The sequence below is a fragment of the Mucilaginibacter ximonensis genome (genome assembly GCF_042686265.1).
Taxonomy (GTDB): Bacteria; Bacteroidota; Bacteroidia; order Sphingobacteriales; family Sphingobacteriaceae; genus Mucilaginibacter; species Mucilaginibacter ximonensis.
In genome coordinates this window covers 602368-628647 of sequence record NZ_JBHUPD010000001.1, presented here as the reverse complement: position 1 = coordinate 628647, position 26280 = coordinate 602368, and the positions used below count along the sequence as shown (strand labels likewise).

The window sequence follows — 26280 nt, the reverse complement described above, 5'->3', positions numbered from 1 at the left end:
TTACTTGTCTAACCATAACTGCATTAACGCTATCAGGCGGTCCATATCTACAGGCTTGGTAATATAGTCGTTGGCACCGGCTTCAATACATTTCTCACGGTCATCCTTCATAGCTTTTGCTGTTAACGCTATAACCGGCAGCCGGGCCCATTTGCCTTGCTTGCGGATGTTGCGTGTAGCTTCGTAACCGTCCATTTTTGGCATCATAATGTCCATTAATACGATATCGACGTCAGGAATCTGGTTCAGCTTTTCCAAAGCTTCTTCACCGTCATTGGCAATCTCCACAATCATGTCGTAACCTTGCAAGGCGCTGCTTAAAGCAAAAATATTACGCATATCGTCATCGACAATTAACACTTTCTTTCCTTTAACGCCATCATTGCCAGTAGTCATAGTTTTCGTAGCAGTTGTGCCCGTTTGTTGCGGGCTAGTGGTACTAATTTTATTTAAAAACAGGTTCACTTCGTCAATTAACCTGTCTGATGATTTATTTGTTTTTACAACCATCGCGTTAGCATATTTCATTAACCGGCTCACTGATGTTTTGTCAAGTTCCATAGCAGTGTTGACAATAACCGGCAATGACTGGAAACGCTCAGTCTCTTTAATTTTGTCCAACAAATCCAAACCGGATATATCAGGCAAATTAAGGTCCAGAATTACACATTGGTAATCATTTTCATGCAACATCCTGAATGCCGACTCGCCATCAAATGCCTGATCGACGGTGATACCGTTTGCTTGCATCATGTCTTTCAACGCCTGGCTTTGGGCCTTATGGTCTTCAACCAGCAAAATCTGTTTAAACTGCGTGCCGCTGTTAGCCATGATGTCAGCAAATAGTTTGTCAAGCACACCGGTGTCTATCGGCTTTTTCATGAAGCTGATAGCACCTTCTTTACGTACCCGGTTAGCAGTAGCATCGCCGGCCGACATTAAGTGTACCGGTATCTCAGCCGTTTCAGGATCTTGTTTCAATTCTTTCAATATCTGCCAGCCATCTTTACCGGGCAGCATGATATCCAGAATGACTGCATCGGGCTGGTTATCCTTAATAGTTTGCACTGCATCTGTTCCCTCGTTAACAACCACCGATTTATAGCCATGATCACGCGAATAATCCTGAAGAATAATTGCAAAGTTTTTGTCGTCCTCTACAATTACAACCAATGGGTCGCGGTCAAATTTGCGAACTGGTTTTGGCAACACCGGACTGGTAAACTCAGCTGCCGGTTTAAAGGTTTCGACAGTTGGTAAAATATCATCTTCAGCCAGCACCACGTCTTTAACTCTGAGCGGGATAGTTAAAGTAAACTCGCTACCCTCGCCTTGTTTACTGCGCAGGGTGATTGCGCCGCCTAATAATGAAGCCAGTTCGCGGCTGATAGACAAGCCCAGACCGGTGCCACCATATTTGCGGCTGGTTGAGCCATCAGCTTGCTGAAAAGCCTCGAAAATAATCTTTTGCTTATCGGCGGGGATACCGATGCCTGTATCCTTAATGGTAAAGCTAATTGTTTCTGGCGATTTACCCGGCTCAACATTAATGGCGATAGCGCCATGCTCTGGTGTGAATTTGAATGCATTCGAAAGCAAGTTTTTGATAACCTGCTCTACTCTAACCTTATCAGTAAATATGGTCTCGGGTGTATTTTTAGCGCTGGTGGTAAAACGTATTTGCTTGTTGGTTGCCAGCTCAGCAAACAGACTTTCCATATCGGCAAGAATGTCTGATATCCTGATATCCTCGTTTTGCATATCCAGTTTGCCAGACTCAATTTTTGAAAGGTCAAGGATATCATTAATCAGCGTAAGCAAGTCATTACCTGCGTTAAATATTACGCTAGCATATTTAACCTGATCTTCTGAAAGGTTATGCGGTTTATTATCTTTCAGAATACGCGCCAATACCAGGATACTATTTAGCGGCGTACGCAGCTCATGGCTCATGTTAGCCAAAAACTCAGATTTATAACGACTGGTGGTTTCAAGCTCTTCAACTTTGGCGTTTATATTTGCCTGCGCCTCTTCGATTGCCTGGTTTTTTTCTTCTAATAAACTGGCTTTTTCTTCAAGTTCAGCATTAATTGTACGTAATTCTTCCTGCTGCACCCGAAGCTCTTCTTCTGATGCCTCGAGCATTTCCGTCTTGTTCATCAGCTCTTCGTTGGTTACGCGCATTTCTTCTTGCTGCGAAGCCAGTTCTTCAGCCTGCTGTTGCGTTTCCTCGTACAAATCGTGCATAATGGTACGCGCCTGTGCAGTATTTACAGACACCCCAATATCATTACTTACTATTGTGAGGAATTCTTTGGTAATATCTTTTATCTCATCAGCATAAGCAACCTCTATAACGCCCTTCAGCTTTTTATCGAAAAAGAAAGGCAAAATGTAGCTTTCAACATTGCCGTCTGAAATCATTGACGACTGGATTTCAAGCTTGTCATTTAGCTTCCCTTTAACTACCGCCGCTTTTTCACTGCGTGCAACTTCTCCTATCCAACCCTCGCCCAAGGCGATGCTTTTTTTGATAAAATTGAGGTTAGAGAAGGCGTAAGTAGCATACAGGTCAAGCCGGTCATCCTTGTCATTATACAAATACAACGTAGCCATCGATGCCCCGGTATATTTAGCTATCTGATTAAGCACATTTTCGGTAAGCTCTTTCTCGCTTTGCTGTCCCTGCATTTTTTCGTTGAGATTGCCGGAACCGGTGAGCAGCCAATTTTTTGCTTCGTTTTCGTCCAGTACTTTTTCCAGCTCAATATTGGTGATTTTTATCGCTTCTTCTATTTTCTTTTGTTCAGCAAAAGTTTTTTGGATATAGAAGAACAATACGATAATGATCAGTAAAAATATTGCACAGCCTACCCCAATAAATATCACAGCATTGGTTGAAGCTTGTTTCGAGCTTTCTTTACGCTTGGCTAATAATTGGCTCTCATGATCTTTGACGCGCGATATTACCTGCCGAATAGAATCCATATTCTGTTTGCCCGCAAGAAACATCATATGTTGCACCATGTATTCCAAACCATATTTCTGGCGCGCATCTACATCAGTTTTTAAAACGTTTAACTGCGAGTTTACCAATTTAGATAAAGCTTCAACCCTTTGTACCTGCACCGGGTTATCAGAAATAAGCAAACGCAGGTCTTCAAGATTATTATGCACCTCAGGTAAAGCCGCGTTGTACGGTTCAAGAAAAGCGTCACGTCCTGAAGCAGCGTAGCCGCGCATACCGGTTTCTGCATCAACCAATTGCATTAACAGATTATTGGCCGACCTGATCACTTTTTGGGTATGATCTACCATTACGGTGTCGTCTTCTAATTGATTAATACTGTTAAAAGACAGATATCCAACGACAAATACCAGCAATATAGAGATGCCGAAGCCGGCCAATACCTGGTTCCTGAAAGATAGTTTGAACATTTATAGATGATTTGTTATTTGCAAATATGTAAAAAACATTTTTTGATTTACACACCTGCGGATGCAAAAACAGCGCGATTTTATTATTGTTCGCGCTGTTTTTTAAACATTTATAGCTAACGGGAATATTTAGAGGTTTTAAACATGGTACCTATCAGCGCAACAAGCGGGCCTGCGATGAGCATATACCATCCCCATTTAAATGCTATTTGCCGTGTTAAAAAACCGGCTATAGACTTAAAGGGTAAAAAGCTAAAACTGGTATGTACTTTCATAAATGCGGCAACGTACAATACCAGCACCAGCACCAGGCCTACCCAACCGGTTAAGCGCACTAACTGTATGTGGTTTAATATTACGCCTAAGATGCCAACCACAGCTGTCAGTAAAATAACCATACCATAAGGGCGATTAAGATCGTAAACGTCCATATTGAACAGGTGAAACGGACGCAGTAACGGGCACCAGGTGCCGGCCATTAAAAGCACAAAGCCTACAAATGATACGAGTGACGGTAAACGCATAAGCTGGTCTGTTTATGATCTTGGGATTTGCATTTTATCGGCAAAGTGATCGCAATAATCACGAAGGTCTTCAACAATATTTTTTTCGCCAGTGGCCCGAAGAAAGCTGTCGCCCATGGTCATCAGGGTTTGAAAAAAGAATATCTTCATTTCATCAACCGACATATCTTTTGTCCACAGATCAATACGCAGCGCATTCTTATAGTTATGATCCCACAGCGCCAGCATCATTGATTTTACAGGCACAGCCTCTTTATTAGTTGAATCGGTTGATTCCCAAACAATGTTTTCAGGAACGTTATTATCGTCAAGTTGTACAGTAACTTTTATTTCGGCGGTTTTCATCGAGTTATTTGATTTTTATTACGGTGAGCTTCCAGTAACGTTGTTGTTATTGTTGGTAGCCCGTGATGGTTCATTTATCGTTATTTAACAATTAAAAATATTATAGCGGCCAAAGTTATAAAGCTTAGCTCAATGAGCCATAACTTTTTGGTGTCAGGAAAAAAATTACGAAACATTATATCCATAAATGACACTACAAAAGCAAATAGCAGAAAGATTAAGCTGATAGCGCCGCTTAAATGTGGATATTTTGGACCGGTTACTGCCGCGCCGTAAATCCACGTATATACAAACAGGAACAGGAAGAATGCGGTTGCAAAGTTTAGCGGGGTGATTTTTATTTTCATTAATGATCGATTCCGTTATTTCTAAACCCTGTCATTTCGAGCGAAAGCGAGAGATCTGTACATCGTCAACAATTGCGCGTGTATAGATTTCTCCCGGTGGTCGAAATGACAGGGTGGCTAATTTCTATCTCCTTTTCTTCGCACCCCTGGCCCTACCCTTTGGCTGCCCTACATGCCCCACACGCTTAGCTTTTTCAGCGTCGAATTTTTTGCGTTGCGTCGCAGTTTTCTTTTCGTGGAAAGCGCCTTTAAAATCGGGGTTTTCTTTACGTTTTTGTAAATCAATTTCGCGGGCCAGGTCCTGGCGTTCTTCAAAAGCAGTTTCTTCCACAAAAACGCCGTCTGGTATATTAAACACCGGTATAGTTTGTCTTATCAGCTTTTGAATTTTGTTGAGATAATATTCTTCGGCCGGGTTACAGAATGTGATAGCCACACCAGCCTGCAAAGCACGGCCGGTACGCCCTATCCGGTGCACATAGTCTTCAATCACTACAGGTACGTCAAAATTAATTACATGGCTCACATCGCTCACATCAATACCGCGCGATGCCACATCAGTAGCTACCAATATCTTTACCTCGTCGTTTTTAAAGGCATTCATAGAATTGATGCGGGTGTTTTGCCCCTTGTTGGCATGCAACACTCTAACGGCCTCTTCGCCAAACTTACGCGTCAAAAACTTGTAGACATCCTCGGCAGCTGTACGGGTTTTACAAAAGACGATGAGTTTTGTGATATCCCCCTCATCTTTCAATAACTCGCGCAGCAGGTTGATCTTGGTTTTCATGTTAGGTACATGGTAAACCTTTTGCTCAACGGTTTGTGCCGGAGTAGCCTGAGGTGTAACTTCTATTACAGTTGGAAACTCCAAAAAGTTAGCCGATAACTCATGCACTTTATCTGACATTGTCGCCGAGAACAGCAAATTTTGCCGTTTAACGGGCACCACTTCCAATATGCGGTTAATCTGCGGCATAAAGCCCATGTCCATCATCTTGTCGGCCTCATCAAGTACTAAAACCTGGAGCGGTTTGGTAATAATATGACCGGCTAAATAAATGTCCATAAACCTGCCCGGGGTAGCCACAATAATGTCGACACCTTTTTTGATGCTTTCTATTTGTGTTTTAGGGCCCAATCCGCCGTAAACTGAAACTATGCGCAGGTCGGTGTATTTAGCGTATATCTTTACGTTTTCTTCAATCTGCATAGCCAGCTCGCGTGTTGGCGCTAAAATTAGTGCTCGGGCGTGTTCGCCTTGCGCATATTTTAAGCGCATAACGATGGGCAATACATAAGCTGCAGTTTTACCGGTACCGGTTTGGGCAATACCCATTACATCCTGCCCGCTGGTAATTGGCGGGATAGCTTTAATCTGCACGGGTGTTGGTTCTGTATAGCCGGCATCGGCAATGGCATTTAGAATTTGCCGGTTAAATTTAAAATCCTCAAAGGTTGCTGCCATGGGGCAAAGATAGGGTTTGTTGAGGGTAAAGGCGAAAGCTCAAAGCTGAAAGCTGGTTTGCCCCCCAGATTTAAGTATAAAACTTTAATTTTATCCCATGCAAACAAATAAAGATATTCAGAAATGGACATTACTTAAAGAAGAAGATGTGTCGCCGAGCCCGTGGTTCCCCGTGATGAAACATACAGTTAAACTGGCTAACGGTAATGTTATTGACGATTACTATTACTCTCCGCTTGGCGATGTAGTGCAAGTGCTGGCTGTTACCAGAGATAACGAGGTAGTATTAGTACAGCAATATAAACACGGTATAGGCGAAATATTGATTGAGCTACCGGGCGGTATGCTGCAAAAAAACCGCTCCATAATTGAATCGGCATTGAATGAACTGGAAGAGGAAACCGGCATAAAAGCTACACCTGATCAACTGATCTCATTGGGTAAGATCATTAACAACCCAACCAAGCTCAACCAGGTAACGCATGGTTTTATTTTATTTGATGCGGCTTTTAATTCTGTTCAAAAACTGGATAGCACCGAGGATATTTTGATAATGACCAAACCCGCGCCAGATGTTTTGAAGATGGCCATTAGCGGCGAAATATCAGTAACAGACTCGCTGAATTTTATTTTAAAAGCGGCCTTGGCCTATCCGGAAATTTTTCAGTTAGATAAACGTTGAGGCATTCAATATATTTGCAACATGGCATCCATCCTCATCAAAGCAGCAACTGTAGTAAACGAGAACAGACAATTTGTAGCCGATATACTGGTTAAAGACGGATTGATCGAAAAGATCGCCCCGCAAATTGACGCATCGGCCGACACCACTATCAACGCCGAAGGTTTATACCTTTTCCCCGGCGCTATTGACGATCAGGTACATTTTCGCGAGCCGGGTTTAACACATAAAGCCAATATTCATTCTGAATCGCGCGCAGCGGTGGCCGGTGGTATTACTTCGTTTATGGAGATGCCAAATACGGTACCCAACACGCTGACTCAAGAATTACTGGAAGATAAATATCAGATAGCCGCCCAAAACTCGCTGGCTAATTATTCTTTCTTTATGGGCGCATCCAACAATAACCTGGATGAGGTTTTAAGGACAGATGTCAAAAACGTTTGCGGTATCAAGGTTTTCATGGGGTCATCAACGGGCAATATGCTGGTAGATAACCCGGTTACCTTAGAGAATCTGTTTGCGCAGGCGCCAATGCTCATTGCTACCCATTGCGAGGATGAAGCTACCATACAAAGCAACCTGGCGCATTATAAGCAACTATTGGGCGACAATATCCCGGTAAAGTTGCACCCAAAGATCCGCAGTGAAGAGGCTTGTTATTTATCATCGTCAATGGCGGTTGAGCTGGCCAAAAAGCATAATACCCGCCTGCATATTCTGCATATATCGACAGAAAAAGAAACTCACCTGTTTGACAATACAACCCCGCTTAAAGAAAAGCGCATTACCGCAGAAGCTTGTATACATCATATGTGGTTTACTGACAGGGATTACGAAACCAAAGGAAACTTCATTAAATGGAACCCGGCGGTTAAAACCGAGCACGACCGCGACGGTATTTTAAAAGCCGTTCTGGACGGGCATATCGACGTCATAGCTACCGACCATGCGCCGCATACATTGGAAGAAAAAGAACAGCCTTACCTGCAGGCCCCGTCTGGCGGACCATTAGTACAGCACGCACTGGTAGCCATGCTCGAGCTTTATCACCACGGTAAAATCACTTTAGAACAGATAGTTGAGAAAATGGCGCATAACGTTGCCATCTGCTTCCAGATAGAAAAACGCGGCTATATACGCGAAGGTTACTTTGCCGACCTGGTACTTGTAGATCTCAACAAACCCTGGCAGGTAAACAAAAGCAACATCCTCTACAAATGCGGCTGGAGCCCGTTTGAAGGCGCAACATTTCGCTCAACAGTTAAACACACCATCGTATCAGGCAATCTCGCCTGGAGTGAGGGCAAGTTTGTAAGTGAGACCAGCGGCAAGCGTATGAGTTTTGAGCGATAGCCTTTCAATTCCCTCCCTTGGGAGGGGTGCTGCTGCCAAGAGCGCAAAGGCAGGGAGGGGTTTCGCCATCAAGCAAATTAAACCCCTCCCTGCCCCTCCCAAGGGAGGGAATCGCACCGCCATTGGCCCTTTAGTTTTTTTACTCTACATCCCCGTTCTCCAACATCCTTTTCATCTCGCCAAAAATATATTGCCAGTTTGATTCAGAATGCTCTTTTGCGGCTTCGTCTTTAACATTATCCTGTGTGATATGCAGCGTGGTTACGCCGTCAGTTTCAGACAGATCATAAGTTACATTTTGATAATTTTCAGGAATATCGGGCAAATTGCTCATGCTGCTCCAATAACTGTATTGCAGGCGGCTGCCGGGTACAATGTCCAGTATTTTTCCATGGTCGCGATAGGTTTTCCCCTCCCAGGCGCCTGTCCATATAATGTCGCTGCCTTTTTGCCAATTACTTTGCTGATGGGTACCAAAAAAATATTTTTTGACGATCTCCTCGTCAGTCAGGGCTTTCCAAACCAGGTGGGCCGGCGCGTTAATAATAATGCTTGTGTTTAGCGTGATGCTTGTCATAACAGGTTTGTTTTAGTGTTTTTGTTTAACAGATGATTTGTCGATCTGTTGACAAAAAAGCAAACCGGGCATGACAACCCTATGTCAGTAGCTTATAGAAAAATTGCGCTGCATAAGTTTTTCGGTGATCTCGCGCACCCGCTCGCGCAGGCTATCGGGCGAGATGATCTCGGCGCTTTGGCCAAACATCATGTACCAATGCGCAAAGCCTTCTAATGAACTGGTTAAAAAAGTCATCTCTATCATATCGCCAACAGATCTTTCAGAGATAAACCCGCTGTAATATTTCTGTTGATGTAAATGCGGATGTACATTTTTATCAACCAGTATCACCACCGCATCTAATACTTTTTCGGTAGTTTTTTGGGCGATATAGTCTTTAAGCGACGGATGTTCCTCAGTAAAGTGTTCGTCTGTTACCACCAGGTTCTTGATCCGGTCTACACGAAAATCGCGGTAGGCTTTCCGCAAGCGGCAATAGGCAATTAAATGCCAAAATCCGCTCATAAAAAACATTCCGATAGGTTCAACATAACGTCGCGTGTGTTCCTGGCTATGCTGGGCAAAGTAATTTAACGACAACACATGTTTTTGGGATATACTATGCAGAATGGTCTGAATATGATCGGTATTATCCATTTCAGGAATATGTACCCCGCGTATCACTTCTATCCTGTCGTCGATACGCTCCAGCATGTCCTTTTCAGTAGCTTTCAGAATGGCCCGCACCTTGTACATGGCCGATTTATATTGCGCAGCAGTTGCCTTGTCAGTAAGTGTTTCCACAAACTTTTCGGCAGTCAGAAAGGCAGTAGCTTCTTCTTTGGTAAACATCACCGGCGGTAAGCGGTACCCTTCCATAATGGAATAACCTACTCCGGCTTCGCCTATAAGCGGTATACCCGCTTCTTCCAGGGTTTTAATATCACGGTAAACCGTACGCAAACTGATGTTAAATCGCTCGGCAATATCTGATGCCTTAACCACCCTGCGCGATTGCAGCTGAATTAAAATAGCAGATATGCGATCTATACGGTTCATATACCGCCAAATTAAATAATCCTGCGTATATTTAGATAATCTAATACCTATGAAAGATAAAATTGTAACCCTTGACGCTTATTACGATGTTATGGAAGCCGAGATTATTCGAGGTCGGCTGGAAGCAAATGACATTCCTTGTTTTATTGCCGACGACAACGTGTTGAACAGCAATCCTGCTTATAATTTAATGATAGGCGGCGTTAAAATAAAAGTATTTGAACACGATCTCGAAAAATGCCATGTTATACTGCATGAAGAACCTATTCTTGCAGAGGGTGAAGCACTGATCTCGTGCCCCGATTGTCATTCATCCAATGTTTTTTACGGCCCCGCCCCTTTTAAACGAAACTGGTTTTATATCTTTTTGTCTGCGCTTGCAGGAGGTGCTTACCCGCCATATATCAACCGAACTTGGATTTGTAAAGACTGTGGCACGAATTTTAAGCTATCGAAACAAGAAGCAATGGAAAAATAAAGACCGAATACTATGGAAGACAAAATAGTAACGCTGGGCTCCTATATAGATTTTATGGCAGCCGAAATTGATCTGGGCAAATTGCAAACTGCCGGCATATCATCTTACATTGATGAAAACGCCGCGGGCATTTATCCTTTAAACACTAACGATCTGGGCGCCTACAAGATCAAAGTATTTGAACGTGACCTGGAAAAATGCCGCAAATTACTGGCTCAGGATATGCATACCGAATAAAGGTTATTACATTTTGGGGCGACCGCAACCGGCTTTATTTTGTGATATGATTTTTTTATATTGCCTGAATGTATAACCGCCGAAAATTCATCAAACTATCTTCATTAAGCGCATCGTTGACGGCGCTGTCAGCATCAGCAATGGCTAAGCGCGTTTTAAATACGCCAAATGCGCCTGTTAAGCCTATAGTAATATCGACCTGGGACTTTGGCGTTGCCGCCAATAAAGAGGCCTGGCGCATATTATCAAAAGGCGGCCGTGCGCTGGATGCCGTTGAAGCCGGCGTAAAAATACCTGAAGCTGATTTGAAAAACCATAGTGTCGGCCGCGCCGGGTACCCCGACCGCGACGGACACGTTACACTGGACGCCTGCATTATGGATGAGCAAGGTAATTGCGGCGCGGTAGCAGCTATGGAGGATATAGCCCATCCTATTTCGGTGGCGCGTGCAGTGATGGAAAAAACGCCGCACGTGTTATTGGTAGGCGACGGCGCTCGGCAGTTTGCTATTGAGCAAGGCTTTAAAAAGGAAAAGTTGCTTACACCCGAATCAGAAAAAGCCTGGAAAAAATGGCTGGTAAAACATGAGTACAAACCGGTGATGAATATAGAAAATGAGATGCCGGGCGGCAAATCAAACCACGATACCATTGGCATGCTGGCTATTGATGCAAAAGGTAATATCTCTGGCGCTTGTACCACCAGCGGCATGGCCTGGAAAATGCACGGCCGTGTTGGCGACAGCCCGATTATTGGCGCGGGTTTATATGTTGACAATGAGGTTGGCGGCGCAACATCAACTGGTGTGGGCGAAGAGGTTATTCGTAACGTGGGCAGCTTTTTGGTAGTCGAACTAATGCGCCAGGGTTATACCCCGCAGGACGCCTGTAAAGAAGCTTGTCATCGCATCATTAAAAGGAAACCCGAGACTGTTAAAGAAATACAGGTTGGCTTTTTAGCTATCAACAAAAAAGGCGAATATGGCGCTTATGCGCTGCACAAAGGTTTTACTTTTGCCGTTTGCAATGCGCAGAAACAAGACCTTATTATTCCGGGTAAGTATTTTTATGAGACGGTAAAAGATTAATCCTGTAACTATAAGTAATATATTCGCCTGATAATTAACCCCAATTTATCATGGTAGTTTTGGAAGTGTGTGCCAATTCAATTACGTCTGCGCTTGCGGCCCAGGAAGGCGGTGCCGTACGCGTTGAATTATGCGATAACCTGTATGCAGGCGGCACTACTCCATCGCCGGGGCAAATTACCGTAGCCAGAAAATTGCTTAACATTCAACTTTATGTATTGATACGCCCCCGCGGCGCCGATTTTTTGTACAGCGACATAGAGTTTGACACCATGGTTGCCGACGTACAATATTGTATCGATGCGAAATGCGACGGCATAGTAACCGGCATTTTGAATGCAGATGGCACTATAGATAAAGAACGTAACCGCATATTAGTTGATATGGCTAAAAATGCCGGGCTAGGTGCTACCTTTCACCGTGCTTTTGATATGTGTGCCGATTATGCGCAAGCATTAGAGGATGTGATTGAACTGGGCTATGAACGTATCCTTACATCCGGCGGTAAAAGTACAGCTGTTGAGGGCGCACGCGTAATTGCTGACCTGGTAAAACAGGCCAATGGCCGCATAGCTATCATGGCAGGCAGCGGTTTGACTGAAATTAATGCCGCCGACCTGGTTCTGTTTACAGGGGTAAATGAACTTCATGGCACTCTACAATCGCGTGTACAAAGTAAAATGCTGTTTTCTAACAATCATATAATAATGGGTAGCACCTTTGGCGATGAATATGCCATTGATGTTACAGACGCAGAGCGCGTTAAAGCTGTCATTGCCAAAGCTAATGAAGCCCCTGCCTTATAGTCAGCACATATTTCTTAATTCTCCCATCGACTTTATTATAGCATCAACCCTCTGCTGTACCGTCAAGTCGCCGCGTAATTCAAGGATAGGTACGTTAAGCGTTTCCAACCAGGCTTCATGAGCAGGCAGCGTACGTTTAGCCAAACCTTTCGCTTCATCATAGTCAACCGCCCAGCTCATGAATATCTCGTATTGTAGTTTCCTTTCGGGATCAGTATAGATTATATCTCCGTAACGCTCATATTCCCGATCTCTTAATCGCTGTAATCTAATTTCGGGCGGAAGATATAGAAACACCACCAGGTCATAGTCCAGAAATACATCCTCGCTCCAGCTGAATATGGAGCCGCCCAATATCCAGTTTTCATGCTGCGCTAAATGTGAGATCAGCAGCGGGTTGCGTTCTTCAGGCGGCCTCCGGCTAATAAAAGGCGGATCGGACGGCAACCAGAAATAAGTGTCGCTGTCAAAATAGGGATAATCAATTTGTTTAGCCAGCGCCTTGCCAAGCGTAGTGACACCGCTGCCCGAAGCACCTAAGATATGAATATGCATAATATTGAATCACAAGAAAGATACCGGCAAAACTATTTCAAGCACATTTGGCCCGGCATTACCAAACATATCAGCATTTAACAAATGGCTATAACGAACGCCAAAGGTTAATGATTGCTGGTTGAACCATTTGGTATCAAAATACAGCGTACCGCCAACTGATTTAAAATCGGCACTTGCGGTAGTTGTGCGGCTTATAAAGTAGCGCGCGCGCGTGGCGTCAAAAAACAGATCACCGCGTATACGCATAAAATAAAGTGTGTTGGCTATGCCGGCATCCGGGTAAGCAATCGGGAAATGATAATCGGCACCAAACTTATCGAGCTGGTGTAAATTTTCGGCAGTATAACCGCGGCTAAACGGAAAGTCGTTTGAAAAACTGATCACATTATCGCTGCCGCTTTGCTGATGGGCCAGGTTAATAAGCAGGTTATGGTTAGTAGCCAAACCCGGCAAAAACAAAGTTCCGTTAATCAACGTCTGGTTAGCCGTTAAGCTGCTGATTGAACGTTTATAGTTGAATGTGATACTTTCGCCAAACCGGGGATAAATATTTTGCCTGGCCTGCTGGATATGGTTACTGAATATCACCGTATTACTCAGGTAGCTATATGATTGATCAAATATTTTTTGCAGTTGTTGCTGAAACGATGTCGATGTAAAGTGCAAAGTCGAAGCCAGTGTTAAGCCCGTTATATTTCTGCCCGAGCTGAAATTTAACGGCACCTGCACCCCGCCGTGTATGTCGCTTTCATTCCAGTAAATATTAGTGTTATGGTAAAAAGCGCGCCTATCCAGCGTATAGTTAAAACCAGCAATAATCCATGGAAACAATGCACCGTATGCCCCATCAAAACCAAACTCTTTATATCCCTCGTTACGGTTATAGTTAAATAATATTTCAGATTGGAAGGTATTTAATATGTTCTCCCCTTCAAGCGTTACGGTATAGTTAGGGTCGCTAAAATCGGGCACCAGGCTGTGAAAGTTAAAGAAATGATAGCCTTTGTTATACCTTGTCACCGGCAACGGGTTACTGGCAATAGCCGGCAGCAAGTTGGCAGCCGAATCCCTTGACAAATTCGAGACATTAAAGGCAGACAATCCACCCGGGATATGATTGTCGGGCAGTTCTGTCCATTTGACTGCGGTGTCGTCCGCCTGCCTGATCTTATAACCGGTTGCCGTAAATTCAACCCAAGCTATTTTATTGTCGGTTACTGTAGCTTGGTACTTATTAAGTCCGCTTTGCTTAGTGGTATAAAGCTTGCCTGTAACAATATTAACCGCAAACAGACGATCATTAATACCTGAAGTTGCCGAAAAATAAACCATATCGCCATGCACCCTGGGGAACGCAACAGGCTGAAACGAAAATGGCAGCAGGTATTTTAAACGGCCGGTAGCAATATCAACCAGGGCCAAACTCATCTTTCCCTGAGTATCGCGCACAGGGGCTATCAGCTGCGAATTGTTAAAAAACTTAGGATAAGTATAAAATAAGTTTTCGCGGTTTGGAACCGTTGTAATTAAATTACCCTCGGTATCCAATATCTGCAGCTGGTTAGCTCCACCCGGATCAACTTCAACTGCCACCACGCGTTTACCGTCGTCACTCAGCGATGGTGAAAAATATTTGGTGCGACGCGTGATCGTGGTTTCTTTACCGGTATTTATATCCAGCAAACGCAACTCGTTATAGTCGCGATAGCCCCAGCGCAAGTCAGGGCGATTTGCGGCATAAACAATCTTGCCCGCAGCATAGTCGAAATAACTATCAATAGATATAGCCCTGGTAATGATTTTTTTATCGATACCATTACACCTGATGGTAAACTGTGCCGGAACTTTATAGGTTGACTTTACATAGATAAGCGTATTGTCATCCACAAAAAACGGATACTCTTCGCTTTTGTAAGGGCTTGTATCTGCTGCATGTTCGTCTTTGCTATAGATCAATTTAAAATGATCAAAACCGGCTTGGGTAAACTGTTTAAAGCTTTGGCCCGAATAACGCTTAATGGCAGACTGCATCGGGAAAAACAAACTGCGATAAGCAGCCGCATCATGTGTTACATTTTTCCAGAAATCTTCTCCATATTTTTCTCTGCCGTACGCCACCTGCATATAGCCCATGGGGTACCAGTCTGGTATAAAATCAACAAACGATCCGTTGCGCAGCTTCATCCAGCTGTAATTTTTACCGGCGTCCCAAAGCGCCCGGTAACCGTTAAAAAAGTAAGGTAGCCGCCCTCTGCCCCGCCCGCTTACGTGGGTTTCGTTAAAAACGGCGTCCCCCTCATAAAACCAGTTCGGTATAGCCAGGTCATTGCCAAACGCCTGCCCGCTTTCGCCAAACACAAATTTCAGCGCTTTTGACAACCCGACGTTAAAATTATTGAATTGCTGTACGTGCCGGTACTCATGAATAGCCAGTTGATCTGCCCAGGGCAGTGTACCTATTTCAAAACTGTTCTGATCGGGCGTCAAATAAAATTCGCTTCTGAAAGGTGCTAGTCCAACATAAGCATTCGAGACCGTGGTTTGATTTTGCAGCAGGATACTGATCTGCTTTTGCTTGTACCCGATAGTAGGTTGTACCAGCGGATTCATCTGATTGACAATATTTGCCACCCTTGAGCCAATAGAATCCATACCAGCCGGAAATATCACCTTTGCTGCCCTGGTATTCACCTGCCGCCATTTAATTGATGGCGGGTTACCGCCAAACTCCTGGGCTTTTGCCACTGTGGCAATAAGTGTCAAAAATGCCAATAAAAGTTTTTCCCGCGTGTTTTTTTTGGTTAGCATCGGTGTGAATCTGCCACAAATAAAATAAACAAATATTCAATTCACAATAACATGACATACTGTGTTACTAAACTAACTACATTTGCCGATTGTTTGTTAATAATACGTAATGGCTAAAATTTCGATAAACCTGGCTACCGGCTCTTTACAAAAAGAAGAGATTATTGTAGGTATTGATCTGGGTACTACTAACTCATTGGTAGCTTTTATCAATCCTGATAAAAACGCGCAAGTGATTAACGATGCCGGCAAGGGTGTGCTGGTGCCGTCGATAGTACATTTTGGCGCGGCTGGCGATGTTACTGTTGGTAATGAGGCTAAAGATTATCTGGTTACCGATCCGCAGAACACCATTTTTTCGGTAAAAAGATTATTGGGCCGTAGCTACAAGGACATCGAAAATTATAAAGATTTTTTTAGCTATAAAGTTATTGATGACGATTCTGAAAGCCTGGTAAAAATCAACGTTGGCGATAAGTTTTATACGCCTATTGAACTATCGGGCATGATTTTGAAAGAGCTGAAAGCCCGGGCCGAGCATGCGTTAAAAACACCGGTTAACCGCGCAGTTATCACCGTACCGGCTTACTTTAATGACTCACAACGCCAGGCTACCCGCGACGCAGGTAAACTGGCCGGACTGGACGTTTTGCGCATTGTAAATGAACCTACCGCTGCCAGCCTGGCTTATGGTATAGGTTTAAATCCTGAAGAAACTAAAACCATTGCCGTCTATGATTTGGGAGGCGGTACGTTTGACGTATCGATCCTGCAAATACAAAACGGCATTTTTGAGGTGCTGTCAACCAATGGGGATACTTTTTTGGGGGGCGACGACTTTGATCGCGCTATTGTTGATTACTGGATCGAAAAAAATCAACTCAATAAAACTGAATTAGCGACGAACCACGAGCTTACACAAGCCCTGCGTTTAAAAGCTGAAGAAGCAAAAAAAGCCTTCAGTCACCAAAGCTTATTCAATGAGCAATTAGGCGATATATGGTGTACGCTTGACCGCAATACTTTTGAACAACTGATATTACCTAAGGTACAGCAAACCATAACTGCCTGCGAAAATGCACTTAGTGACGCAAAATTAACTGTTGACCAGATTGATGAGGTAGTGATGGTAGGTGGCTCAACCCGCACCGGTTTAGTAAAGAAAATGGTGGCCGATTTTTTTAAACGCCCAGTTCATGATGACGTAAATCCGGATGAGGTGGTAGCTTTGGGCGCCGCTATTCAGGCGGATATTCTGGCCGGTAACCGAAAAGATATTTTGCTACTGGACGTTACGCCGCTGTCATTGGGTATTGAAACCATGGGTGGCTTAATGGATGTGATCATCCCGCGTAACAGCAAGGTACCTACTAAGGCCGGACGCCAATACACCACCTCAAAAGATGGCCAGGTGAACATGAAGATAGCCGTCTATCAGGGCGAACGCGACCTGATCAAAGAGAACCGTAAGCTGGCCGAATTTGAGCTGAAAGGCATCCCGGCTATGCCGGCTGGTTTCCCTAAAGTAGATATCAATTTCTTACTGAATGCCGACGGGATCCTGAAAATACAGGCTATCGAATTACGCTCAGGTGTTAAACAGGAGATTGATGTGAAACCCACCTACGGCATCACTGACGACCAGGTTGAACAAATGCTGCTGGACAGTATTACTCACGCTAAGGACGACGTAAGCGCACGTATGCTGATTGAAGCACGCACAGAGGGCGAACAAATGGTTTACACGATTGAAAGGTTCCTGGAAAAGAATGGAAGCTATTTATCTGCCGAAGAAGTTACCGCAACACAACAATATATAGCCGAGTTGAAAGATATTTTGACAAAAGAGGATAAAGATGCCATTTTAAAACAACTCGACCTTATCAACGAATTTACACGCCCATTCGCAGAGCGGCTAATGGACCACGCCATAGCCACAGCCATGAAAGGCAAAAGCATCGATGATCAGTTAGATTAACGGTTGGCCTAACAAAATTTTAGCAACGGTGGAGTTAACACTTTACCGTTTTCTTTTTTTGGCCCAGCTTCCCCCGCAATCTTACTTTTTCAATATAATCTGTCGCCAGCGGCGTTTTGCAGGCTGTGCCCTCTTTAATCACGGTTACCGGGCCTATGCGCCGGGCAGTATCAATTACCTCGCCGGTCATTGAGCTTATATAGCTCCCCAAACATATCATAAAAATATTCATGCCTGAACGCACCCGGTTGGGCGCTGTATGGATGTTTTTTTCGACGCGGCTAAGCAATGTTCTCAGCGCTGCCAAGTCCAGTTCGGCATCGGGCTTTAGCGCTACCAGGTTAGCCAATGTAAACCACCCGGCCGATACAACATGCGCTTCGTGATCCTCAATCCATTGTAATGCCAGTTCCCAACCAAAGTTACCGCCCGCGGTAACCCATGGAACCATATAGTCGGCTATATTGTCTGACACCGCTTGCCGTACCCAGGTTTGCAGGTCATCTATGCTCATTTTCTTATCATCCGTAATTAATCCGGCCAGATACATGGCATCGGCATTGCCCGTGGCGTAAAGGTCTTTAGCCAGCTGATAATCTGTCCTGATCTTTTTTTGGATGGTTTTAAGATGCTCAACCTTAACGCCAAAAAACGGCTCTTTAACACCGTGCTTTAACAAAATCTTTTTGATGCCTTCGTCACCATGCTGCTGCAGGTCGGCCATTATTTGGGGAACGGTCATCATCGTGTCAGGGTAAGCTTATTGTTACTAAAATAATGATAAATTTTCAAACAGTTGGTTATCAGCAATTGTAATTATTTAGACAGTTATATTTTTTAACTAACATCTAATAAAATGAAACGCATATTATTGCCCCTACTTGTTATCGCGAGCATCAGTATGGCCCGCGCGCAAACCTCTGCCACTGACCTTAAATCAATGGCCGACAGCAAAAAATTTAAATTTACCGCTAAAAATGCCACCTTACCTGTTGATCCCAGCAATGCCGGCGCATCTATCAGTTCAGACCGTACCGAGGATAATCACAAGGCGCTGAGTGGAAACTATTACACCACACTTACGCCAGATTCTGTAGTGTCTTACCTGCCCTATTATGACAAAACTCAAACCCAGGGCACTGATGTAAACGCAACTACTACGGTTTTAGAAAATGCCAGCAAATCAACAGCTACCAGCTATGATTACCAGGTTAAGCAAAAGAAAAATGGTGAAGTTGATATCACTATAAAACCCAAAAGTGGTAAACTTACCAAGTACGTATTTAACCTTAAACCAGATGGTAGTGCTAAACTTGAAGCCACTATTGACGATTATAAAGTGATTACTTACGATGGCTCTTACTCCAGGTAAAGCAAACAAAAAGGCTCCCGAAACAGGGAGCCTTTTAAATCGCCAACAAAATATTTGACGACGATAAAGTTTACCTTTAAGCCTTTAATGCTTCCTGCTCTTTTAAGGCGTTAATATTGTTTTTATTGCTGAAAGCATCAGTTTGCGATGCAAATTCCTCCAGCAAACTGGCAATAGCGTCTAAGTTGTCTGAAACGCGCTGGTGCATATCCGGCAACTCTTTTTCCAAACGTTTATCGCCTAAATCAATATTATCGACTTCAATCTTAGTCAGTTTTGCAATTACGGCCTGTTGGCTATTTTTAAGATCTTCCAATTCGTGAACGATCTTCTCCATCAATCCAAACTTTTTTAAAGTATCCATAGGGTTAACATTTTAATTAATGTAACCTACGTCAACCAAAAATCGTTCCGAATTTGGATTCATCACCAGATGAGTGATGAAGAATTATAAAACTAACAGCAATAAATGTCGCTTAAATCATGGTCTGTTCATCAATCGCGCAACGTATTTGCCGATGATATCAAACTCCAGATTAACAGCTGAGCCTTCTCTTACATTATGCAGATTAGTATGCTCATACGTGTACGGTATAATGGCTACCGAGAAAGTGTTGGCTTGTGAGTTAACTACGGTTAAACTTATGCCATTAACACAGATAGAGCCTTTCTCAACGGTTACGTTACCCTTCGAAGCATCGTACTCAAAAGTGTATTCCCAGCTGCCGTCAAGCGTTTTAAATTGCGTACAGGTGGCGGTCTGGTCTACATGTCCCTGAACAATATGGCCGTCAAGCCGGGCATTCATTTGCATACAGCGTTCCAGATTTACAGGTTCGCCGCTTTTCAGGTGGCCTAGATTTGTTTTATTCAGGGTTTCTTCAATGGCAGTAACGGTGTGTTTGCCGTCCTCAACAGCAACCACGGTTAAACATACGCCATTGTGTGCTACTGACTGATCGATTTTTAACTCGTTTGATATTGCTGATTCTATGGTAATGTGCAAATTACCCTGATCATGACGCAGATTGGTTACTTTACCCAGTGTTTCTATTATTCCGGTGAACATAAATGTCTTTGTAGATTGCTACACAAAACTAATTATATTAAATCAGGTTTATTTAAAGTTATGCATATCTCTAACCAAAGCGCCGGAATTTTACTGTACCGCAACATAAACGCACAAATTGAATTCTTTTTGGTACACCCGGGCGGGCCCTTTTTCAAAAATAAAGACGATGGTTACTGGTCTATCCCTAAAGGAGAATTTTTGCCCGACGAAAATCCGCTGGAAGCTGCAAAAAGGGAGTTTGAAGAAGAAACCGGTACTACGCTTAATGCCGATACATTTATCAAACTATCGCCCATTAAACAAAAAAGCGGCAAAACGGTGCATGCCTGGGCAGGCCGGGGCGAGTTAAATGCTGATACCGTTGTGAGCAACACCTTCGAAATGGAGTGGCCACCTAAATCAGGTAAAATGGCCATGTTCCCGGAAATTGACCGGGCGGGCTGGTTCACAACTGATGCAGCCCGAATAAAAATTAACGCGGCACAAGCCGCATTGATTGATGAGCTGCTGTCTTTAATTTAATCTTAACAGTAATCGCATTATATTTCCCGCCGATTGGCCACCCAGTTTGAAGATACATCAGCCTGTGTTTCAACGGAGGTTTTTGCCGGGCTGAGCAATTGTTGCATTATCAGGGCAGCTATTTTCGCCTCATCCTGCTTGTCTTGCTCCAAGGCCTCTGATGTAAAGTATTTTTGCACAAAATGTGTATCAAACGTCCCCGATTTAAAAGCCTGATGCTGCATTACAAACCTGCCAAAGCCTAAAGTAGTAGTTATGCCGGTAATAATGTACTCATCAATTGCCCTGGTCATGCGTTCAATAGCTTCTTCGCGGTCTTTACCACAGGCAATAAGTTTGGCTATCATAGGGTCGTAATAAATAGGTATTTCCATACCCTGCTCAAAACCATCGTCTACGCGTATGCCTGGCCCTTTGGGTGTAACATAGGTTTGCAGCGTACCAATATCCGGCAGGAAATTATTAGCGGGGTCTTCAGCATAAACACGCAGCTCGACGGCATGACCAGTAATAGTCAGGTCTTCTTGTTTAAACTGAATAGGTTCGCCACGGGCTATTTTAATTTGCTCTTTCACCAGGTCGACACCGGTTATAAGCTCGGTAACGGGGTGCTCAACCTGCAGGCGGGTGTTCATCTCCAGGAAATAAAAGTTGAGCTGGTCGTCCATGATAAACTCCACGGTACCCGCGCCGGTGTAGTTTACCGACCGCGCAACATCAACGGCACACTTGCCCATAGCTTCGCGCAGCTCAGGCGTTAATATTGACGATGGCGCTTCTTCTACAACTTTTTGGTGCCGGCGCTGAACTGAGCAATCGCGCTCAAACAGATGAACAATATTGCCGTGGGTATCACCCAGCACCTGTATTTCAATATGTTTGGGCGATGATACATATCGCTCGATAAAAACCGAACCGTCGCCAAAAGCAGAGGTAGCTTCTGAAACGGCCAGATGCATTTGTTCTTCAAAATCGTCCACCGTGTGTACAATGCGCATCCCTTTGCCCCCGCCACCGGCAGCCGCTTTGATTAAAATAGGAAAACCAACTTCAAGTGCACGCTTTTTGGCTTCGCCGATGTCTGTGATAGCTTCCTCGGTTCCGGGCACCATAGGAATGTTATATTGCATAGCGGCTGCTTTGGCCGATAATTTATTGCCCATTACCTCCATGGCTTCAGGCGACGGACCAATAAGTATCAAACCGGCTTCACGCACGCGGCGGGCAAAAGCAGGGTTTTCGCTTAAAAAACCATAACCGGGATGTATGGCTTCAGCACCTGTGATGCGGCAGGCCCCGATAATCTTTTCGACCACCAGGTACGATTGATTAGACGGTGCCTCACCTATAAAAACAGCTTCATCAGCATAACGAACATGCAACGCATCCCTGTCGGCAGCCGAATAAACGGCCACAGTTTTGATGCCCATTTCGCGTGCAGACCGCATTATTCTTAACGCTATTTCGCCACGATTGGCTACCAGTATTTTTTGCATATCTGACAAATGTAAAAGATTCGACCAGGCTACCGCAAGGCGCTAAACTATTATCTGGGAAATATTTTTTAACAATTTAATAATATTCCAAACCTTTATATCTGACATCCGTTAAAATATTGATAACAAATATTTAATATGATGCTCAAAAAATACCGGCCGTTATACTGGTTTGATAAACACATCCAAACCAAAGAAGACTTTCAATATTTAATTGTGGCTATATTAATTGCGTTTATTGTATCTATTAAGTGCTACCTGTTATTTCACCCCTATACGAAGACTATAGCAGATGTTCAAAATCCAAAAACAGTGTTAAGCCAGCCTGTTATCAATTAATAACATTCATTCACAAAATAATTATCAAACAAAAAGCCTTACAGAATATCTGTAAGGCTTTTTCATTTCTTTATTATTAATGTTGTGCGGGAGGAGGCTGCATACCACCAGCCGGAGGAGGCATCATACCGCCGCGTTTTGGCCATGTAGCCGTTTCCAGGTGTGCAACGCCGTGGTGACAGGTGTAGCAGTTCACGCTGGCCATTTTGGCTACGCCCAGCGAATCTTTTTCGCCTTTAAAATATTTGTTATTTAGCTTGGCTGTCATCTTATACATCTCACGGGCCATTTTTTTCTCCGGCTTCGCGTCGCTTGCAAAGTTCAGGCCTCTGCCAGTTGTATTTGCTTCATGACAAAAATTACATCTGACACCCAGGGCAGCAGACCAATTATCCATAATATGATCAACCTGACGAAAGGTTAACTTTTTAGGCAATACCTTCAGGTTAGTAACCGGCGGATCAACACGTTGCTGCTGTGGCGGCTGCTGTTGGCTAATCATAGTCATGGATGCCAGCGTGATGGCACCTGAAATGAGCACAACGGGTATTAAAAGCTTTTTGTTAAAATGCATGTTTGTCATATTTAAGTCACTAAAATAATGGTTAATTTTCAATGTTCCAACAATTATTTTAATTGTTACACATCAAATTTAGCTACCATCGTCTCGCTCAAATTCCATAGCCTCTCGCGCGAGGTTTCATCTTGTGCTATACCTGCCGGTTTCACCGGCTTTTTCCTGACAAAATAGCTGCCGCTTTTAGGCTCCAGCTTAGGCGCCGTAGCTAAATAAACCGAAGTTTCGGCGCCTTTTTCGGCCGTGATCATAAATGGCGTAGCTAACGAGAACATCAACTTCAAACCGCCGGTAAGTTTAGAATTAAAGTTGGTTTTTACTACGCCGGGATGTAAGGCGTACGATGTAATGCCTTTGCTTGCGTACCGCCCGGCTATTGATTTGGTAAAATATATATTAAACAGTTTACTGTTGCCATATGCCCCCATAGCCGAGTATTTCTGCGGATCATTGATGCTTTCAAAATCGGGCTTGCCCCTTCTGTGCAGATCTGAGCTTACATTAATAATTCGCGCCTGTCCTTTTTCAAGCAAGGGCATCAGTTTTTTAGTAAGCAGGAAATGCCCCAGGTGGTTGAGCTGAAAGGTGGTTTCAAAGCCGTCTTTGGTTAACGCAAAATGGTTAAACATTCCGCCTGCATTATTGATGAGCACCTGCACGTTGAACAGCTTTGATCTAAGTTCGTCGGCAGCGGCGGCTACCGTAGTCAGGTCGGTAAGGTCGCAATAAACAATGTGTACATTTTTATTACCGGTTTCTTTGCTGATGCGTTGTTTGAGTTCGCCGCTTTTCTGCACATTTCTAACCAGCAGATAAAGCGCATGATCTTTTCTGGCAAGCGCAAAGGCGGTGGCCTCGCCTATGCCAGAGGTTGCTCCCGTTATTACCGTAGTTGTTATAGCCATGCTGTTAAATTATGTTAAATAACGTATTTGTTACCCATTTTATGGTAAAATAATTTGTTTAATTACGAAGCGTTCGTAGCTTTACGAAAACATCGTAATAAATGGAAAAATTATCGGTACAGGAGGAAGAGGCAATGCAGGCCATTTGGCAATGCACTGAAGGGTATATCAAAGATTTTTTAGATGCCATGCCAGAGCCCAAGCCGCCTTATACCACCCTGGCCTCAACCGTAAAAAACCTGGAGCGCAAAGAATTTGTGACCAGTAAAAAAATAGGTAACTCGTTTCGCTATAAAGCAGCTATTAAAGAAGAAGAATATAAAAAACGCTTTATGAACGGCTTTGTAAGCGATTACTTCGACAACTCCTATAAAAATCTGGTAGCCTTTTTCGCTAAAGATAAAAAGATAAGCGCCACCGACCTGAAGGAGATCATCAACCTTATTGAGAACCCTAAACCCTGATGTGTTATGCCGGCACTGTTTGTTTTCCTGCTTAAAGTTAACATAGCGCTTATTGCTTTTTGCCTGGGCTATTACCTGGTGCTGCGCAAACTTACCTTTTATACCCTCAATCGTTTTTATCTGGTTTTAGGGATCATCTTTTCTTCGTTTTATCCTTTTGTTAATATCGACAGCTTTATACACCGGCACAAACTGGAGTCGATACAGCAGGTAGTAGTTAACCTGAAGGCACCTGCCCAAAAGCTGCTCAGCTACCCATGGTATTGGAACTGGGCGGCAACAATATTCTGGCTGGGTGCTGCGGTTTTTGCGGCGCGGTTGCTGTTACAGTTTTTATCGCTTTACAAAATTTACCGAAGCTCAAAACAAGGTACTTTGCAACAGTACAACGTGAGGATAACCGATGCCGATATCAGTCCGTTTTCGTTTTGGCAGAGTATTTTTATAAATCCCGATAAGGTAGAGAATACCGACCTTAAAAGCATTCTGCAACATGAGCAGGTGCACGTAAGCGAATGGCATACGCTGGATATTTTACTGGCCGAAGTGAGCGTGATATTCTATTGGTTTAACCCGGGTATCTGGCTCATGAAAAAGGCTGTTAGCGAGAATATAGAATTTATTACCGACCGTAAAATACTGCAGCAAGGCGCAGACAGTAAAGAATATCAATACAGTTTGTTAAATGTAAGCCTGGGTACTAAGGCCCCGGCAAATATTACCAACCATTTTAATTTTTCGACGCTTAAAAAACGTATTCGTATGATGAATGCGCGCCGCTCGTCAAAAATTAACCTTACCCGTTATGCAGTACTCATGCCCGCGGTGATCATATGTCTTTGCATATTCAGCATCACCAAGGCAGATATCGTCAAAAAAAGTAAAATAGCCTACAAAACCATCTTTACATCGGTACATAATTTTGTGGGTACCACCGCGGCCAGGCCTGTAGTTAAACCCAGGAAAAAGCTTGTACGTAAAACATTACTGCAATATGCCGATACGGCTAAAATGCTACCCTTGCCGCTGCCTGTCCCGCTGACATTCCAGATTAAAAACGACTCAATAAGCCGCCATAATCAAACATTTGAAATTAAAAGAATACCAGGCCAATCAACTGCTTACTTAATAAATGGCCGCGAAGTATCTGCCGAAAAATTTGATGCGTTGCGCCCTCATGTGCAAAGAGATACTATCAATATTGTAGCAAAATATCCGGCTGATCAAAAAGCATTAAAACACATGCTCACGGTGGTACAAAATGGCACAGGTTCTATACAAACAGCCACCTTTCAATCAGACGACGCCGATCGGGCCGACAAAGTAATAACAGGCATTCAAATTAAACGTCATGACGATGGAAAAGGCGAGCAAACCGGTAATGTTGAAGCAACCCTGACCGGTAAGCCTGTCAAAAAAGTATTTATGATAAGGGCTGATTATATTACGTCTGACACCAGCATCAAACCGCGCGGCACTATAAGCCACACCCGCATAAACGGCAAAGATGTTACCGAAGAAGAGCTAAAGAAACTGGCGCCTAATCTGGCAAACAAAGCACAGGTTATCAGCGCTCAAAAGGCTACTCCGCGAGAAATACGGAAGATCAGAATAGATGGCAAGGATGCTACCATGGAAGAATTGTATAAACTTGACCCTAAACTGATTCAAAAAATGAATATAGTAAATGTCAAAGCCGGCAGCAGTGATTCAACTAATAAAGATATTGAAGTGACTACCAAGAGCGGACAGTGAGCTAACCGCCCGCTTGTGGTATCTCCCGTGGTTGAAACGACAAAGCA

The 26280-nt window shown here is 43.7% G+C and carries 27 protein-coding genes; 12 read left to right on the top strand and 15 right to left on the bottom strand.

All coding sequences use genetic code 11. The features are described 5' to 3' along the window. The 5 genes from ACFS5N_RS02865 to ACFS5N_RS02845 form a co-directional block, all read right to left on the bottom strand. The gene (locus ACFS5N_RS02865) at positions 1–3438 is read right to left on the bottom strand and encodes a response regulator (protein ID WP_377182032.1); all 3438 of its coding nucleotides are present in this window, start codon (positions 3436–3438) and stop codon (positions 1–3) included. A 116-nt stretch (positions 3439–3554) separates the two neighbouring features. Further along, complete coding sequence (locus tag ACFS5N_RS02860; RefSeq protein WP_377182030.1) at positions 3555–3962, bottom strand: hypothetical protein; 408 nt, start codon at positions 3960–3962, stop codon at positions 3555–3557. 12 nt (positions 3963–3974) lie between these two features. After that, the gene (gldC, locus tag ACFS5N_RS02855; RefSeq protein WP_377182028.1) at positions 3975–4307 is read right to left on the bottom strand and encodes a gliding motility protein GldC; all 333 of its coding nucleotides are present in this window, start codon (positions 4305–4307) and stop codon (positions 3975–3977) included. 80 nt (positions 4308–4387) lie between these two features. After that, on the bottom strand, positions 4388–4654 hold the full coding sequence (locus ACFS5N_RS02850; RefSeq protein WP_377182026.1) for a hypothetical protein: 267 nt from the start codon (positions 4652–4654) through the stop codon (positions 4388–4390). A 124-nt stretch (positions 4655–4778) separates the two neighbouring features. Then, on the bottom strand, positions 4779–6122 hold the full coding sequence (locus ACFS5N_RS02845; protein WP_377182024.1) for a DEAD/DEAH box helicase: 1344 nt from the start codon (positions 6120–6122) through the stop codon (positions 4779–4781). A gap of 97 nt (positions 6123–6219) precedes the next feature. Here ACFS5N_RS02845 and ACFS5N_RS02840 point away from each other — a divergent pair, with 97 nt between their 5' ends. Further along, positions 6220–6804, top strand: coding sequence for an NUDIX hydrolase (locus ACFS5N_RS02840; RefSeq protein WP_377182022.1), 585 nt, complete (start codon positions 6220–6222; stop codon positions 6802–6804). A 21-nt stretch (positions 6805–6825) separates the two neighbouring features. Beyond that, positions 6826–8160, top strand: coding sequence for a dihydroorotase (locus ACFS5N_RS02835; RefSeq protein WP_377182020.1), 1335 nt, complete (start codon positions 6826–6828; stop codon positions 8158–8160). Positions 8161–8299: 139 nt separating this feature from the next. Here the strand turns inward: ACFS5N_RS02835 and ACFS5N_RS02830 are convergent, their stop codons facing one another. After that, the gene (locus ACFS5N_RS02830; RefSeq protein WP_377182018.1) at positions 8300–8737 is read right to left on the bottom strand and encodes an SRPBCC family protein; all 438 of its coding nucleotides are present in this window, start codon (positions 8735–8737) and stop codon (positions 8300–8302) included. 84 nt (positions 8738–8821) lie between these two features. After that, entirely contained in the window at positions 8822–9778 is a 957-nt protein-coding gene (locus tag ACFS5N_RS02825; RefSeq protein ID WP_377182016.1) for a helix-turn-helix transcriptional regulator, read from the bottom strand. A gap of 49 nt (positions 9779–9827) precedes the next feature. On the opposite strand from ACFS5N_RS02825, the gene ACFS5N_RS02820 reads away from it, so the two are divergent. From ACFS5N_RS02820 to ACFS5N_RS02805, 4 genes are all read left to right on the top strand, one after another. Next, the gene (locus ACFS5N_RS02820; RefSeq protein WP_377182014.1) at positions 9828–10256 is read left to right on the top strand and encodes a putative signal transducing protein; all 429 of its coding nucleotides are present in this window, start codon (positions 9828–9830) and stop codon (positions 10254–10256) included. Between the two features lie 12 nt (positions 10257–10268). After that, positions 10269–10493, top strand: coding sequence for a hypothetical protein (locus ACFS5N_RS02815; RefSeq protein ID WP_377182012.1), 225 nt, complete (start codon positions 10269–10271; stop codon positions 10491–10493). A gap of 68 nt (positions 10494–10561) precedes the next feature. After that, positions 10562–11581, top strand: coding sequence for a N(4)-(beta-N-acetylglucosaminyl)-L-asparaginase (locus tag ACFS5N_RS02810; RefSeq protein WP_377182011.1), 1020 nt, complete (start codon positions 10562–10564; stop codon positions 11579–11581). A 50-nt stretch (positions 11582–11631) separates the two neighbouring features. Continuing rightward, the gene (locus ACFS5N_RS02805; RefSeq protein WP_377182010.1) at positions 11632–12387 is read left to right on the top strand and encodes a copper homeostasis protein CutC; all 756 of its coding nucleotides are present in this window, start codon (positions 11632–11634) and stop codon (positions 12385–12387) included. Here ACFS5N_RS02805 and ACFS5N_RS02800 read toward each other — a convergent pair whose 3' ends face one another. Together ACFS5N_RS02800 and ACFS5N_RS02795 are read right to left on the bottom strand one after the other, a co-directional pair. Next, complete coding sequence (locus tag ACFS5N_RS02800) at positions 12388–12942, bottom strand: AAA family ATPase (RefSeq protein WP_377182009.1); 555 nt, start codon at positions 12940–12942, stop codon at positions 12388–12390. A 9-nt stretch (positions 12943–12951) separates the two neighbouring features. Beyond that, the gene (locus ACFS5N_RS02795; RefSeq protein ID WP_377182007.1) at positions 12952–15753 is read right to left on the bottom strand and encodes a TolB family protein; all 2802 of its coding nucleotides are present in this window, start codon (positions 15751–15753) and stop codon (positions 12952–12954) included. Positions 15754–15862: 109 nt separating this feature from the next. Between ACFS5N_RS02795 and hscA the strand changes: the two genes are divergently transcribed. Beyond that, the gene (hscA, locus tag ACFS5N_RS02790) at positions 15863–17731 is read left to right on the top strand and encodes a Fe-S protein assembly chaperone HscA (RefSeq protein WP_377182004.1); all 1869 of its coding nucleotides are present in this window, start codon (positions 15863–15865) and stop codon (positions 17729–17731) included. A gap of 34 nt (positions 17732–17765) precedes the next feature. Here the strand turns inward: hscA and ACFS5N_RS02785 are convergent, their stop codons facing one another. After that, entirely contained in the window at positions 17766–18476 is a 711-nt protein-coding gene (locus tag ACFS5N_RS02785) for a DNA alkylation repair protein (protein ID WP_377182002.1), read from the bottom strand. Positions 18477–18587: 111 nt separating this feature from the next. Between ACFS5N_RS02785 and ACFS5N_RS02780 the strand changes: the two genes are divergently transcribed. Continuing rightward, a complete protein-coding gene (locus ACFS5N_RS02780) occupies positions 18588–19103 on the top strand; it encodes a DUF4251 domain-containing protein (RefSeq protein WP_377182000.1) in 516 nt (171 codons plus the stop codon). Positions 19104–19179: 76 nt separating this feature from the next. Here the strand turns inward: ACFS5N_RS02780 and ACFS5N_RS02775 are convergent, their stop codons facing one another. Then, positions 19180–19467: a hypothetical protein gene (locus tag ACFS5N_RS02775; RefSeq protein WP_377181998.1), complete on the bottom strand. Its 288-nt coding sequence runs from the start codon at positions 19465–19467 to the stop codon at positions 19180–19182. A 117-nt stretch (positions 19468–19584) separates the two neighbouring features. Then, positions 19585–20172: a riboflavin synthase gene (locus tag ACFS5N_RS02770; protein ID WP_377181996.1), complete on the bottom strand. Its 588-nt coding sequence runs from the start codon at positions 20170–20172 to the stop codon at positions 19585–19587. Between the two features lie 60 nt (positions 20173–20232). Between ACFS5N_RS02770 and ACFS5N_RS02765 the strand changes: the two genes are divergently transcribed. Beyond that, complete coding sequence (locus ACFS5N_RS02765; protein ID WP_377181994.1) at positions 20233–20697, top strand: NUDIX domain-containing protein; 465 nt, start codon at positions 20233–20235, stop codon at positions 20695–20697. A gap of 17 nt (positions 20698–20714) precedes the next feature. Here ACFS5N_RS02765 and accC read toward each other — a convergent pair whose 3' ends face one another. Next, a complete protein-coding gene (gene accC / locus ACFS5N_RS02760) occupies positions 20715–22193 on the bottom strand; it encodes an acetyl-CoA carboxylase biotin carboxylase subunit (RefSeq protein WP_377181992.1) in 1479 nt (492 codons plus the stop codon). Positions 22194–22331: 138 nt separating this feature from the next. Here accC and ACFS5N_RS02755 point away from each other — a divergent pair, with 138 nt between their 5' ends. Then, positions 22332–22532, top strand: a complete 201-nt coding sequence (locus ACFS5N_RS02755; RefSeq protein WP_377181990.1) for a hypothetical protein — start codon at positions 22332–22334, stop codon at positions 22530–22532. 76 nt (positions 22533–22608) lie between these two features. On the opposite strand, the gene ACFS5N_RS02750 is transcribed toward ACFS5N_RS02755, so the two are convergent. Both ACFS5N_RS02750 and ACFS5N_RS02745 read right to left on the bottom strand, forming a co-directional pair. Then, on the bottom strand, positions 22609–23106 hold the full coding sequence (locus tag ACFS5N_RS02750) for a c-type cytochrome (RefSeq protein WP_377181988.1): 498 nt from the start codon (positions 23104–23106) through the stop codon (positions 22609–22611). A 65-nt stretch (positions 23107–23171) separates the two neighbouring features. Further along, positions 23172–24014, bottom strand: coding sequence for an SDR family oxidoreductase (locus tag ACFS5N_RS02745; protein WP_377181986.1), 843 nt, complete (start codon positions 24012–24014; stop codon positions 23172–23174). Positions 24015–24115: 101 nt separating this feature from the next. Here ACFS5N_RS02745 and ACFS5N_RS02740 point away from each other — a divergent pair, with 101 nt between their 5' ends. Beyond that, the gene (locus ACFS5N_RS02740) at positions 24116–24478 is read left to right on the top strand and encodes a BlaI/MecI/CopY family transcriptional regulator (protein WP_377181984.1); all 363 of its coding nucleotides are present in this window, start codon (positions 24116–24118) and stop codon (positions 24476–24478) included. Between the two features lie 6 nt (positions 24479–24484). Next, positions 24485–26233: a M56 family metallopeptidase gene (locus ACFS5N_RS02735; RefSeq protein ID WP_377181982.1), complete on the top strand. Its 1749-nt coding sequence runs from the start codon at positions 24485–24487 to the stop codon at positions 26231–26233. Positions 26234–26280: the final 47 nt, after the last annotated feature.